The 13969-nt window shown below is 71.1% G+C and carries 11 protein-coding genes; 4 read left to right on the forward strand and 7 right to left on the reverse strand.

Annotated features, from left to right (window positions below):
- Window positions 1–23: 23 nt before the first annotated feature.
- The 7 genes from ACBJ59_RS11630 to ACBJ59_RS11660 all read right to left on the reverse strand — a co-directional run bounded on the left by ACBJ59_RS11630 (window position 24) and on the right by ACBJ59_RS11660 (window position 7847).
- Window positions 24–2018 carry a hypothetical protein gene (locus tag ACBJ59_RS11630; protein ID WP_375110155.1) on the reverse strand — a complete coding sequence of 665 codons (1995 nt, stop codon included), beginning with the start codon at window positions 2016–2018 and terminating at the stop codon, window positions 24–26.
- The gene (locus ACBJ59_RS11635; protein WP_375110156.1) at window positions 2015–3166 is read right to left on the reverse strand and encodes a purine phosphorylase; all 1152 of its coding nucleotides are present in this window, start codon (window positions 3164–3166) and stop codon (window positions 2015–2017) included. Before ACBJ59_RS11635 ends, ACBJ59_RS11630 begins: the two co-directional genes overlap by 4 nt.
- 13 nt (window positions 3167–3179) lie before the next feature.
- A complete protein-coding gene (locus ACBJ59_RS11640; RefSeq protein WP_375110157.1) occupies window positions 3180–3875 on the reverse strand; it encodes an NUDIX domain-containing protein in 696 nt (231 codons plus the stop codon).
- A 105-nt stretch (window positions 3876–3980) separates the two neighbouring features.
- Window positions 3981–4631: a DUF4386 domain-containing protein gene (locus ACBJ59_RS11645; protein WP_375110158.1), complete on the reverse strand. Its 651-nt coding sequence runs from the start codon at window positions 4629–4631 to the stop codon at window positions 3981–3983.
- Window positions 4632–4801: 170 nt separating this feature from the next.
- Window positions 4802–5407, reverse strand: a complete 606-nt coding sequence (locus tag ACBJ59_RS11650; protein WP_375110159.1) for a VOC family protein — start codon at window positions 5405–5407, stop codon at window positions 4802–4804.
- A gap of 168 nt (window positions 5408–5575) precedes the next feature.
- Window positions 5576–6796, reverse strand: a complete 1221-nt coding sequence (locus ACBJ59_RS11655) for a glycosyl hydrolase (RefSeq protein WP_375110160.1) — start codon at window positions 6794–6796, stop codon at window positions 5576–5578.
- A 10-nt stretch (window positions 6797–6806) separates the two neighbouring features.
- Complete coding sequence (locus ACBJ59_RS11660) at window positions 6807–7847, reverse strand: LacI family DNA-binding transcriptional regulator (protein WP_375110161.1); 1041 nt, start codon at window positions 7845–7847, stop codon at window positions 6807–6809.
- Window positions 7848–7941: 94 nt separating this feature from the next.
- Here ACBJ59_RS11660 and ACBJ59_RS11665 point away from each other — a divergent pair, with 94 nt between their 5' ends.
- The 4 genes from ACBJ59_RS11665 to ACBJ59_RS11680 are packed head-to-tail and all read left to right on the forward strand — an operon-like array spanning window position 7942 to window position 13953.
- Window positions 7942–9228, forward strand: a complete 1287-nt coding sequence (locus ACBJ59_RS11665) for an ABC transporter substrate-binding protein (protein WP_375110162.1) — start codon at window positions 7942–7944, stop codon at window positions 9226–9228.
- Window positions 9228–10100 (forward strand): carbohydrate ABC transporter permease, encoded by an 873-nt coding sequence (locus tag ACBJ59_RS11670; protein ID WP_375110163.1) that lies wholly within the window; start codon window positions 9228–9230, stop codon window positions 10098–10100. Before ACBJ59_RS11665 ends, ACBJ59_RS11670 begins: the two co-directional genes overlap by 1 nt.
- A gap of 55 nt (window positions 10101–10155) precedes the next feature.
- Window positions 10156–10932 carry a carbohydrate ABC transporter permease gene (locus ACBJ59_RS11675; RefSeq protein ID WP_375110164.1) on the forward strand — a complete coding sequence of 259 codons (777 nt, stop codon included), beginning with the start codon at window positions 10156–10158 and terminating at the stop codon, window positions 10930–10932.
- 30 nt (window positions 10933–10962) lie between these two features.
- Window positions 10963–13953 (forward strand): alpha-mannosidase, encoded by a 2991-nt coding sequence (locus ACBJ59_RS11680; protein WP_375110165.1) that lies wholly within the window; start codon window positions 10963–10965, stop codon window positions 13951–13953.
- Window positions 13954–13969 lie beyond the last annotated feature (16 nt).

Genomic DNA, 13969 nt, shown 5'->3' on the forward strand with positions numbered 1-13969 from the left:
TCACCGAGCCGCGTCATGGTCCGTCAGGCGAAGATGGCGTTCACCGCCTTGCTCACCTCCGCGAGGCGGACTTTCTCACGCCGGCGTTCGAAGGTGATCCACTCCTTGCCCTCCGCGGCGACCCCCTCCAGGACGTGCAGGGCGTTGTCGAGTCCCGCCGTGTCGAGGGTCCTCTGCGACGCGCCCAGCGGGGTCTCGTCCTCATGCTTGGTGACGTCTGTGGGTGGATCGGTCACCTTGACCTTGATCGGATCGCCGTTGGTCAGCGTCAGCTCGAAGACGTTCTCTCCGTTGTCGGTCTGGGCCACCTGGACGGAGGTGAACGCGTCGTAGCGGTAGTTGGTGCGTGCCCGGCTGCGGAAGGTGGCCTGCTGGAAGTCGAGGTGCACGGTGTACTGCCGCACACCGTCCTTGGTGAGCAGGAAAAGCAGGATCTTGTACTTCGAATAGCGCCATGGCCCGTTCTCGATGCGTGCCCTGTCGTAGGAGGGCGTGGCGGGCGCCTCGATGAAGGCGTGGGCGAGCACGTCCTGCCGCTTCAGCCGGTAGAGGCTCATCGCCTGCTCCATCAGCGCCTTGCGGTCGCACTCCAGCCAGCGGGCCATCTCGAGATCGTCCGGTCTGTCGGCGAGTTTGCGCTTCCACCGGTCGAAAGCCGCCTGCCGGCCGGCCAGCAGGATCTTCTTCTCCGCCTTGTCGGCGGAGTGCCTCTTGTGCTCCGTGGCGATGCGCAGCCAGACGCGAGCCGCGCACCAGACGGAGGCCATGGCGACGAGCGCGGCCAGCGACACGATGACCGGATCGACGTGCGCGCCGCTCCAGACCAGGAAGGCGCCTGCCGCGGCTGCCGCGATCGCGGCGAGCACGCACATCGCCTTCCTGGACAACGGGACGCGCAACTCCTTGCGATAGTCCCGCAGCTTGCCCGCCTGCCAGCGCCGCGCGACGTCGGCGACCAGGTATCTGGTGAGCCAGGCGACTTGCTTGGCGTTGACCGTGCTCTCCCGGTAGATGGTGACGACCTCGTCACGCAAGGCCCGGCGGACGCCCGCCGTCTCGGAGAGCCAGCGGGCCTTGTTCACGCCGTGCGGGGTGTACAGCGCGAAATAATGGTTGAACTGGTGGTCGATCTTGCTCGCGAAACCGTCGCCGCGCGGGGTGGCGGCCGGCCGGCGCTGATACTCGTGGTCCTTCGCCTGGCGGCGCTCCTTCCTGCACCGCCACTCAGCGCCGCTGCGCACGCTCCCGTAGCAGCCCGCCGCGAGAGCCAGCAGGGCGGACACCGCCGCCGCCCCGGTGTGCTGCCATGCCGTGGCGCCGATGAAGCCGACGGTCACCAGGGCCAGCGCGGTGGTCGCCGTAGCTCCGGTCCAGGTGCCGAGGCCGATGAGGACGGGGTCCGCCGGCCGTACCCGTGCGCCGACGGGCTCCGGCTGGAAGAACTTCCAGGCCCGGCGCGTCCGGTCATTGGCGTAACGGTCCCTCCTGGCCGCGTCGAAGGCGCGCGCCCAGAGGGCGTCCTCGGCGGAGCTGTCCAGGAACATCTCCAAGTGCTGGAGGACGTCGTTGCGCTGCTCGTCGGCCAAGTGCTGGAGCTCCTGGTCCAGGCCGACAGCCCCGCCCTCCGTGGGACGGGACGTCAGGAGGTGGTCGACCAGCTTGATCGCGCCGGCCCATTCGTCGTCGCTTTTGACGGCGCCGCGCACTCGGCGAAGCATGGCGATCTCCTTTGGAGGCACCTGCTGCAGGGTGCGTCCGCTGAGCAGGGCCAGCAGCAGGTAGAAGCAGGAGTGGCCGTTGACGTAGTTGCCCTTGACCACGGCGTTGCTGATATGAACGCGCGCCTCCGGAGCCATCCCGGCGCGCAGCGAATTGAGCCCCGCCGCGAAGGTCACCTCGGGTGAGGGGGTGGCCTCGACCTGGTAGACGTTGACCGGCCCGTGGATGGCCTCCGCCTGGACGGCGACGTTCGCCGAGTCCGTGGCGAGGTTGGTCGGGCCGGAGTGGGAATCGCTCACAGGACGCCCCTGACGGCCGCGATGACGGCCGACACGTGCGCCGCCAGCTCCGCCACGTCCGCCAGGAGACCGCGGAGTTTCCTGAGCGCGATCACCGCCTTGCTCCTGCCCTCCTCGGTGCTCTCGGACAGCGACTCGGCGGCGACGGCGATCTCCGCCTCCGCCGCGGTGAACGTCTCCTCGTCCACCTCCTGAGCCTTACGCGCCCGGGCAAGCCGGTCGCGCAGCTCGGCGAGCTGGACGGCCGGGGCGGATGCCTGGGTCTGGGACGGGTTGCCGATGGTGACATCGCCGTGGATGTGCCCGGCCTGCACGCCCACCCGGGCGTTGTCGCGGGCGACGTTCTTCACGCTGTCGGTCATGAGCTTCGCCTCTCTCGCCTGCCTCGCCTTGCTCGCCGGATGGTTCTCGTGCTCCACGGCCAGTTCCTGAGCGAGGGCCACGGCGAAGGCCGCGGCGTTGGCCGCCGCCCTCGGCTGCCAGCTCAGGCCGTCGGTCGCGGTCTTGGTGCCGTCGGCGCGGTCGCTGATGCCGCGCACCACGGCCATGGGCAGCGACCTGTTGTGATGGGCGGCCTGCGCCACGCCGGCCGACTCCATCTCGATCGCGAGCGCGTCGTTGTAGGTCTGGCGCACCCACCGGGCGTGCGCGGAGATCGAGGAGTCCTGCACGACCTCGCCGGCCGCGATCGGGCCGAAGCGCACCGCGGGCACGGCCGCGCCCGCGGGCAGGTGGCGGGTCCAGGTCTCGGTGCGGTAGAGGTGGCGGGCGATCTGGTCGGTCTCGTGGGCGATCTCCCAGACGCGCGGGCGGGCTTTGAGGCCGTCGTCCTCGCTGGTGCCGCCGTGGTAGGCGTACACGTGCGTGGCCACCACCACGTCGCCCAGGCCGATGCCGGGCCACAGGGCCCCGGCGACCCCCACGAACAGCAGCGCCGACGGCGAGAACTCGGCGATCGCCCGCTCGGTGATCACCGCCGCAGGATGGTTGCCCTTGCCGACCAGCCCCAGGGCCACCCGGCGCCCGTCGCCGGCGAGGCGGCCGAGCTCGAAACGGGTGCCGGCGGTGTGGCGGTGCACGCGCGGGTCGGTCAGGTGCCCGCGGACGGCCTGATACTCCAGATCCAGCGCTGTGAGGATCACGATCATGACCATCGACCTCCTAAGGCCGAGTCATCGGGGGATTGAGGACGTGGACCGGACCCGCCTTGAAGAGCCGGGCGGGCCGCCCGTTCGGGGTCTTGCGCATCGGGCCGCCGGCGACGATGAAGCCGCGGGCACCCTGGACCTTGCGGTAGAAGTTGCGGGGATCGAGGCGGACGCCCCAGACCGCCTCGTACACCTGCTGGAGCTCCGAGATGGTGAAGGTCTCGGCGCAGAACGCGGTGGCCAGGGCGGTGTGCTCCAGCTTGGCACGCGCGCGCTCGATCCCGTCGATGAGGATGCGGCGATGGTCGAACGCCAGCTCGGTGCCCGGGCTCAGGGCGTCGTCCACGGAAGTCCAGGAGGCGGCGGCGGCGTCGGTGCCGGCGACCGGCTCCGGCAGGCGGGGGGCGATGGCCAGGTAGGCGACGGACACGACGCGGCCGCGCGGGTCGCGGCCCGGCTCGCCGTACACGGCCAGGGGCTCCAGGTGCACGTCGGACAGCCCCGCCTCCTCCGACAGCTCGCGCCGCGCCGCCGCCTCGATGTCCTCGTGCTCGTCGCGCAGGAAGCCGCCCGGCAGGGCGAGGGCCCCTCGGAACGGGTCGATGCCGCGTTCCACGAGCAGGACGTGCAGGCGCGTGTCGCGCAGGGTCAGGATCACCAGGTCGACCGCGAGCAGGATGCGCGGCGGCTGCCATGGGTCGTCGGGCATGAGTCCACCCTAGCTTTTTGTCAGATCGACAGGAAGTCCTCTGCCGAGCTGCAGCGTGACGCCCATGCGCTTTCTGGTCTGGGGCCGTGAATCCCGTTGTTTTCGCTAAATGGTGATGTTTCTGCCCTTTATGAGAAGCCAGAGCATGAGCAGAGCCTCGCCGACGAAGGTGAACATGGATGCCGTGGGTGCGAAGCCCGGGACGAGGATCACGCCGAGGCTGTCGACGAGGTAGCCGAGGCCCGCGATCACCAGCAGGACACCCAGCAGCCGCGGCGCGTAGCCCGAGCGGTAGGCCAGGTGGCCCAGCAGGACCAGGTGGACGCCGAAGAGGAGGAGTCCGGCCTGCCAGATGTCGTGGAAGGTGTCGATCTTCGCTGACGCCTGAGCCGGATCGGCTCCGGGGACTCCGGCGAGCTGGGCGATGGCGACGGCGAACACGCCCGCGTACACCGCTCTGAGCCAGGCGGCGAGGGTGGCGATGCCCTCGTGGGCGGGCCGGAAGAAGGCCAGGAGCGCCCAGGCCGCGACCACGTCGAGGACGGCGACCAGGAGCAGGCCGGCCACGCCGGAGCGGAACAGGCCCTCGGCGGCGCGGATGTCCGCGGCCGTCCTGGCGGCGTCGCCGGGCGTGACGAGGCGTTCCAGGACGCCGAAGTTGGCCAGCGCCGCCAGGACGGCCAGGGCCAGGAGCGAGAGGCCCGCCACCAGGGCGGCCGACCGGATGTGGTGGGGCGTGGGGTGGGACGTGGTCATGTTCTCCCCTGCGAGGCGGCCGGGCGCGCCAGGGCGCCGCGCATCGGCGATGTATAAAATCTTTGACATCCGTCAATGTAATGAATCATTGACGTGATGTCTAGAATTTTTTACATCGCCGGGCGGGGTGAGCGGCAGCCGGAGCGAAGGGGAGTCAGGGGGTCAGGGGGTCAGGGGTCCAGGGTGATCCCCTCGCGTCGGAGGTCCTCGATGATGCCGTCCACCAGGCGGGTGGCGACCGTGTGGCGCAGCCGGCCCTCGTCGCGCAGCTCGCGCACGGCGGGTACGGGGTCGGGGTCGGCGAACAGGCGCTCGTCGGCGTAGTCCACCGGCCGGCCGGTCGGGTCGACCGTCCACCAGGACGCCTCCATCGCGATGCCGTTGGGGTCGCTGAAGTAGATCGAGCGCAGGAAGCCGTGGTCGATGACGTCGGTCACCTCGCAGCCGTGCGCCTTGAGCCGGTCGCGCAGCCGGATGAGCGCGTCCTCGTCAGGCAGGTGCAGGGACAGGTGGTCGAACTGCGCCGCCTTCGCGTACGGCACGCCGGCGGGCTTGGCGAAGCTGTCGAGTTGCTGGTCGGTGTACTCGAAGAAGGCGACGGTGTTACCCGTGCCCACCTCGAAGAAGTAGTGCTTGAAGGCGGGCAGGGCAAGGGTGGTGACGAGGCGGGCGTCGAGCACGCCGTGCCAGAAGCGCACGGTGGCGTCCATATCCGAGGTCACCAGGGCGAGATGGTGCACGCCGCGCCAGTGCACCGTTTCCGGGGTCGCAGCCATGGGTCAACCGTATGCCTTTCAACTATCTCCGTTAAGCCACTGCTTCGTGACGGTGGCCGGCTTCAGGTCGTGGCTGGGGTCCTCCGGGCGAGGTGCCGGGGCTCGGCGGGTCAGGGAGTCCAGGTGACGGTGCTCGCAGGGCGATCTGAGCTCCTCGTCATGGCCGGGTCACAGCCGGTCGAGTACGGCGTCGATCCCCCTGGCCGCGAGGTGGGCGGGGTCGCCGGCGCGGGCAGCGGGCACGATGGCGAGCGGGCCGGACTCGCGCAGCCGCACCCACTCGGCGTGGAAGGCGCTGCCGGGCGCGACCTCGGCGCGGCGCTCCGGCTCGGACCTGAGGTCCACCTCGCACACCAGCGCCGGCCGGTGCCGGGCGGGGGCGTGCGGGCGGCCGGCGGCGGCGGCGAGCTCCCTGGCGGCGGGCTTGATCCGGTGGTCCACGGTGAACAGGCCGAGGTCGTACTCGCGCTCGGGGAAGTCGGCCAGCGAGCGGTCGAGGTCGTGGGAGCACCACCAGGTGACGCCCCACAGGGCCGGGTTGGGGGTGACCGCGTCCAGCAGGCGGCGGACGAACTCGGGGGCGTCGGCCTCGGGCACGTCGGGCCGGGGCGCGCCGACCTCCTGGAGCCAGACCGGGCGCGCCGGGTCGGGCGAGGTGGCGGCGGCCAGCTCCACCAGGTAGTCGGCGTGGGTGACGGTGGCGGGGCCGAGCGGGCCGTCCAAGGCGGAGACGCCGTTGAACACCCACGAGTGCACGGTCGTCAGGTCGCCGAGGTCGACGTTGTCGGCCGGGTGGAAGGGGTGCTCGGGGTCGTACCAGGTGGCGTCGTACAGGGAGTGCAGGGTGAGCAGGCCGGGGGCGGCGGCGCGGGCGACGCCGAGCAGCTCGGCGGCCCACTCCCGGGCCGCACCGGGGGTGGCGGGGCTGGCCGGGTAGAGGTTGTTGACCTCGTTGCCCAGGGTCACCGCGAACACGTTGTCGCGGGTGGCGACGGCGCGGGTGAGCGTGTCCACGTACGTGACCAGGCCCGCGCGCACCTCCGGATCGGTGAACACGCCACGCCGGTGCCAGGTGAGCACCCACGACGGCAGGAAGTCGAAGCTCGACAGGTGGCCCTGCAGCAGGTCCACCGCCACCGACAGGCCGAACTCGGCGGCGGCGTCGATCACGGCGAGCAGGTCGGCCACGCCGCGCCGCCTGATCAGCGTGCGGTTGGGCTGGATCCAGGGCCAGACCGGGAAGATCCGCACGTGGTCGAGCCCGATCCCGGCCAGGTCCTCGAAGTCGCGGCGGGCGGCCTCGGCGGGGTCGTCGAGCCAGCCGTAGAACCAGCCGGCGGAGGGGACGTGGTTGGCCCCGAAGCGGGGCCGCGCGGGAGGATGGGGCACGGGCTGGACTCTAAACCGCTTTAGTGTCCTTGCCAAGAGCCGGCGGCGCGGTGCTCCCCCGGACGACCAGCCGGGGGGTGGCGGTCTTCACGTCGCGCCTGGCCGCCGGATCGGCGATCACCTCGAGCATGACCTCGGCCACCTGCCCGCCGAGCGCGAACGTGTCCCGCGACAGCGAGGTGATGCTCGGGTGCGTGACCCGGGTCAGCACGGAGTCGTCGAAGGCCACGACGGACAGCTCGTCCGGCACGCGCACGCCCATCTCCATCGCCACGCCAAGGCCGGCCAGGGCCATCACGTCGCTGTCGTACACGATCGCGGTCGGCCGGCGGCCCCGGGACAGGAGCGTCCTGGTCGCCGCCGCGCCCTCGGCGTCGCTGAAGTCGGTCGGCACGGACACGGCGTCCACCAGGCCGAGCCGCTTGACGGAGTCGCGCAGCGCGCGCATGCGCCGCTGCGTGTGCCGCAACCCCGGCAGCCCCGCGACGTGCGTGATCCGCCGGTGCCCGAGCGCGGCCAGGTAGTCGACGACCGACAGCATCGCCTCCCGGTCGTCGGCCCACACGCTGGCCAGCGAGCCGTGCCCGCCGGGCCCGCCGAGCACGACGGCCGGCACGTCCAGCTCCTCCAGCGCGGCGAAGCGCGGGTCGCGGACCTTGGGGTCGACCAGGATGAACCCGTCCACCCGGTGGGCCGAGGTCCACTCCCGGTAGACCTCGATCTCGGCCTCGGAGTCCTCCACGACGAGCAGGTGCATCGCCACCTGCTGCTCCGACAGCCGGGCCTGCAGCCCCGACAGGAGCTGGGCGAAGAACGGCTCCACGCCCAGCGTGCTGGCCGGGCGGGCGATCACCAGCCCGACCGCCTCCGCCCTGGCGCCGCCGAGCGCCCGGGCGGCGCTGTGCGGGCGCCAGTTCATCTCCCTGGCCACCTCGAGGATGCGGGCCCTGGTCGCCTCGCTGACGCCGGGCCGCCCGTTGAGCGCGAACGACACCGCGCCCTTGGACACCCCGACCCGCTGCGCGATGTCGGCGATCGTCGGTCGGCCCAACGCGTGCTCCTTCTCCGAGGCCCCTATTGACAGCGGAGTCTAGCCCGGTGAATAGTCCGGCAACTAGAGCGGTTTAGTGCCGAAGGAGAGCGCCATGCGAAAGTACTGGGCAGGACTGGCCGTGGTGGTCGCCACGATGGCGGGATGCGGGCTCGGCGGCCCGGACTCCGCCACGGGGTCCGGGGCGGCCGCGCCGGCCGCGAGCGCGGGCGGCCAGGTGAAGGGCAAGGTGAGCCTGCAGACGTGGGCGCTCAAGCCGAAGTTCACCGAGTACGTGCAGGGCGTCATCGACGGCTTCGAGAAGAAGTACCCGGGCACCGAGGTCGAGTGGCTCGACCAGCCCGCCGAGGGCTACTCGGACAAGGTCCTCACCCAGGCGGCCGGCGGCACGCTGCCCGACGTCGTCAACCTGCCGCCGGACTTCGCGGTGCCGCTCATCAGGCAGGGCCTCCTGCTCGACGTCGCCCAGGCCGACCCGGCGCTGGCCACCGAGTACGTCCCCGGCGCCCTCGCCGCCTACGCCTACCCCGGCGTCCAGGGCACCTACGGCTACCCCTGGTACCTCAACACCGACGTCAACTACTGGAACACCGAGCTGCTCACCAAGCACGGCCTCGACCCGGACAAGCCCCCGGCCACCCTGGACGAGCTCATCACCCAGGCCAGGACCATGAAGGAGAAGTCCGGCGGCAAGGTCTACCTGATGAGCCGCCGCCCCGAGCTGGGCGACCTGACCAACGCGGGCGTGCCCATCATGTCCCCCGACGGCGCCCGGTTCACCTTCAACACCCCGGAGGCGGTCGCCCTGCTCGACCGGTACCGGGACGCGTTCAAGGAGGGCCTGCTGCCCCGCGACGTGCTCACCGACACCTACGCGGGCAACGCCAAGCTGTTCAACGAGGGCACGGTCGCCTGGACGACCGGCGGCGGCAACTACATCACGAGCCTGGCCACCGACAACCCGACGCTCGCGCCCAAGGTCGTCCCGTCGCCCGCGATGGGCACCCCGCCGCTGTACGTCCAGGGCCTGTCGATCCCGAAGCAGACGAAGAACGCCCCCGCCGCGCTCGCCCTGGCCCGCTGGGTGACCAGCGCGGAGAACCAGGCCGCCTTCGCCCACCTGGTCAACATCTTCCCCAGCACGAAGTCCTCGGCGAACGACCCGTTCTTCAGCAAGAGCGACGGGACCAGCTCCGGCGACGCCAAGGTGATCGCGTTCGAGTCGCTGGCCAGGGCGAAGGTGCTGGAGCCGGTCCAGGTCACCGAGGCGATGAAGAAGCTCGTCAGGCAGCAGTTCGCGCTGGCCGTCAGCGGTGACGTCACCTCGAAGGAGGCGCTGGACGCCGCCGTGGCCAAGTGCGACGAGCTGCTGAAGAACTGATGGGTCACCATCGCTGGTTCACGCCGTGGGTGCTGGTGGCGCCCGCCGCGGTCTGGCTGTTCATGTTCTCGGTGTGGCCGTCGATCAACACGGTGGTGCTGGCGTTCACCGACGCCAAGCCGCTCGGCGGCGGCCACTTCACCGGCCTGGCCAACTTCCGGCGCGTGCTGGACGACGACCAGCTCGTGGACGCGCTGGTCAACAGCATCGTGTTCATGCTGGTCTGCCTGCCGCTGCTGACGGTGCTGCCGCTGCTGATCGCGATCCTGGTGGAGAAGAAGCTGCCCGGCATCACGTTCTTCCGCACCGCCTTCTACACGCCGGTGGTGGCCTCGGCCGTGGTGGTGGCGCTGATCTGGGGCTGGCTGCTGGACGACCGGGGGCTGGTGAACGGCTTCGCGCAGTGGCTGGGCTGGGTGAGCGGGCCGGTGCCGTTCCTGACCGACCGGTGGCTGCTGCTGTTCAGCGCGATCAGCCTGACCGTCTGGAAGGGCCTCGGCTACTACATGATCATCTATCTGTCGGCGCTCGGGAACGTCCGGCGCGAGCTGCACGAGGCCGCCGCCGTGGACGGCGCGGGCCCGGTGCGCCGCTTCCTGAGCGTCACCGTGCCCGGCGTGCGCAACACGATGCTGCTGGTCTCGGTGCTGGTGTCGGTCTCGGCGCTGCGCGTGTTCTCGGAGCTGTACGTGCTCTCGAACGGCACCGGCGGCCCCGGCGGCCGGGACATGTCGCTGGTGATGCTCATCCAGCTCTACAGCCGCGGCTTCACCGGTCACCTCGGCTACGCCTCCGCGCTCAGCCTGGTGCTGCTGGCCGTCACGATCGGCCCGATGCTCGCGCTGCTGCGGCTCAACAGGAAGGCGGCCTGACATCAACAGAGTCACCGCGCGCGAGCGGGCCCTGAGGTACGTCCTGCTCCTGCTCGTGCTGGCCGTCACCGTCTCGCCGTTCCTGTGGCAGCTGTCCACCTCGCTCAAGAGCCTCCAGGAGGACATCTACACCGGCACGCCGGGCCTCCTGCCCAGCCGGCCGACGCTGTCGAACTACGCCGAGGTCGCCGAGACCATCCCCGTCTGGTCGTACGCCGTCAACTCGCTGATCGTGGCCGCCATCGTGGTCGCGGGCAACGCGGCGGGCGCCACGGCCGCCGGGTTCGCCCTGGCCAAGCTCCGCTTCAGGGGCGCGAAACTGCTGCTCGGGCTGTTCCTGGCGACGCTGGTGCTGCCCGGCGAGGTGACGATCGTCTCCCAGTACGTCACGGTCCGCTCGCTGGGCCTGGCCGACACGTTGCTGGGCGTGGCGTTGCCGGGGGCCATCGGGATGCTTAACGTGCTGTTGATGCGTACCGCGTTCCAGGCGATTCCTCCGGAGATGGACGAAGCCGCGATCATCGACGGGGCGACGACGTGGCAGCGGCTGCGGCACATCGGCCTGCCGAACGTGCGCGGCATGCTCAGCGTGGTCACGATCTTCGCCTTCATCGGTGCCTGGGACGACTTCCTCTGGCCGCTGATCGTCCTGACCGATCCCGACAACTACACGCTCACCGTCGGCCTGCAATACCTCAACGGCACCTTCAGCGCGAACCCACGGCTGATCGCGGCCGGGACGATGATCTCGTTCCTGCCGATCGTGATCGTGTTCGCCGCGCTCCAGCGCTTCTTCTTCAAGGGCGTGGAGGAAGGCGCCATCAAAGGCTGATAAATCACCATCTGCTGAGGAGCTCACCTGATGCATGACGACCGCGACCTGGTCGAAGCCCGCCTGAAGCGCGTCCTGGACGAGCGGATCCGCCCGGCGATCTACCCCGAGTCCGTTCCGCTGGAGGTGGCCGTCTGGCACGCGCCCGGCGAGCCCGTGCCGGTGGCGGAGGGGTTGGCCGCGGAGCCCGGGCCGATCGCGGTGGGCCAGGCGTGGGGCGCGCCGTGGGGCACCAGCTGGTTCACCGTCACCGGCACCGTCCCCATGGAGTGGAGCGGCCGGATCGTCGAGGCGATCCTGGACCTCGGCTTCGACGAGAACATGCCGGGCTTCCAGTGCGAGGGCCTGGTCTACCGGCCCGACGGCACGCCGGTGAAGGGCCTCAACCCGCGCAACCAGTGGGTCCGCGTGGGCTCCCCCGCCGAGGGCGGCGAGCGGGTGCGGCTGCACGTCGAGGCCGCCTCCAACCCGGTCATCCTCGACTATCACCCCTTCCTGCCGACCCGGATGGGCGACAAGGAGACGGCCGGCACCGACCCGCTGTACCGGCTGGCCCGCATGGACCTGGCCGTCTTCGACCAGACGGTGTGGGAGCTGGTGATGGACCTGGAGGTGCTCGGCGAGCTGATGCTGGAGCTGCCCGTGGACGGCGCCCGCCGCTGGGAGCTGCTGCGGGCCCTGGAGCGGGCGCTGGACGCGGTCGACCTCCAGGACGTGGGCGGCACGGCGGCGGCCGCCCGGGCCGAGCTGACCGGGGTGCTGTCGTCCCCGGCCGTGCCCTCGGCGCACCGGATCAGCGCGGTCGGGCACGCGCACATCGACTCGGCCTGGTTGTGGCCGCTGCGCGAGACCGTGCGCAAGGTGGCCCGCACCACCTCGAACATGACCGCGCTGCTGGAGGACGAGCCGGACTTCGTGTTCGCGATGTCGCAGGCCCAGCAGTGGGCGTGGGTCAAGGAGCACCGGCCCGAGGTGTGGGCGAAGGTGACCAAGGCGGTGGCGGCCGGCAGGTTCGTGCCCGCGGGCGGCATGTGGGTGGAGTCCGACACGAACATGCCCGGCTCGGAGGCCATGGCCCGGCAGTTCGTGCACGGCAAGAGGTTCTTCATCGACGAGTTCGGCGTGGACAACGAGGAGGTGTGGCTGCCGGACACGTTCGGCTTCGCGGCCGGGCTGCCGCAGATCATCAAGGCCGCCGGGGCGAAGCGGCTGCTCACGCAGAAGATCTCGTGGAGCCAGACCAACAGGTTCCCGCACCACACGTTCCTGTGGGAGGGCATCGACGGCACGCGGATCTTCACGCACTTCCCGCCGGTGGACACCTACAACTGCTCGATGCGGGGGCGCGAGCTGGCGCACGCGGCACGCAACTTCAAGGACAAGGGCGTGGCGCGGCACTCGCTGGCCCCGACGGGGTGGGGCGACGGGGGCGGCGGCACGACGCGGGAGATGGTGGCCAAGGCGGCCCGGGTCCGCGACCTGGAGGGCTCGCCCAAGGTCGCGTGGGAGACGCCGGCCGAGTTCTTCGCCAAGGCCGAGGCCGAGTACCCGCACCCGCCGGTGTGGGTGGGGGAGCTCTACCTGGAGCTGCACCGGGGCACGCTGACCAGCCAGGCCAAGACCAAGCAGGGAAACCGGCGCAGCGAGGCGTTGCTGCGGGAGGCCGAGCTGTGGTCGGCGACGGCGGCGGTGCGCGCGGGCGTGGACTATCCGTACGAGCGGCTGGACCGGATCTGGAAGACGGTGCTGCTGCACCAGTTCCACGACATCCTGCCCGGCTCGTCGATCGCGTGGGTGCACCGGGAGGCGCGCAGGACGTACGAGCTGGTGGCGGAGGAGCTGAACGCGATCATCGGCGACGCCCAGGACGCGCTGGCGGCGGGCCAGGCCACCGGCCTGTGCTTCAACGGTTCGCCGCATGCGCGCCTCGGCGTCCCGGCCGGTGGCGCCGCGTCCGCCCGCGTGCGGCCGGCGACCTGCACGGAGCGGGCGGGCGGCGGCTACGTGCTGGAGGGCCCGCTGCTCAGGGCGGAGATCGACGCCCGCGGGCTGGTCGTCTCGCTCCGGGACCTGGAGACGGGCAGGGAGGCGGTCGCGCCGGGCCGGGCGGCCAACCTGCTGCAGCTCCACCCCGACTTCCCCAACAAGTGGGACGCCTGGGACGTGGACGCCTTCTACCGCAACACGGTCACCGACCTCACCGAGGCCGACCGGGTGATCAGCGACGGGGGGCGCGTGGAGATCAGGCGCTCGTTCGGGTCCTCGACGGTGACCCAGTGGATCAGCCTCGACGAGGGACGGCTGGACATCGAGACGGAGGTGGACTGGCACGAGACGGAGAAGATCCTCAAGCTGGCCTTCCCGCTCGACGTACGCGCCGACCGGTACGCCTCCGAGAGCCAGTACGGCCACGTCTTCCGCCCCACGCACACCAACACGAGCTGGGAGGCGGCCAAGTTCGAGGCGTGCAACCACCGCTTCGTGCACGTGGAGGAGCCGGGCTGGGGAGTGGCGCTGGTGACCGACTCCACCTACGGCCACGACGTCACCCGCGACGTGGACGGGACCGGCACGACCACGACGCTGCGCGCCTCGCTGCTGCGCGCCCCGCGCTTCCCCGACCCCGAGACCGACCAGGGCGTGCACCGCTTCCGGCACGGGCTGGTGCCGAACGCGTCCATCGGCGACGCGGTCCGCGAGGGCTACTTCGTCAACCAGCCCGTGCGCGCCGGGTCCGGCGCCGCCGAGGTGGTCGAGCCGCTGGTCGCGGTGGACGACGACGCCGTGGTGGTGAGCGCGGTCAAGCTGGCCGACGACAGGAGCGGCGACGTGATCGTACGGTGCTACGAGTCCAGGGGCGGCCGGGCCCGGGCCACCCTGCGGGCCGGCTTCCCCGTGGCGGAGGTCGTCACCACCGACCTGCTGGAGCGGCCCACGGGCGAGCCGCAGCGCCCGGGCGACGGCATCCCCGTGACGCTGCGGCCGTTCGAGCTGGTCACGCTGCGGATGAAGCGCGCCTGATCACCCTCGGGGGCTA

Source organism: Nonomuraea sp. MTCD27, from assembly GCF_041950495.1.
In the GTDB taxonomy this organism is placed as follows: domain Bacteria; phylum Actinomycetota; class Actinomycetes; order Streptosporangiales; family Streptosporangiaceae; genus Nonomuraea.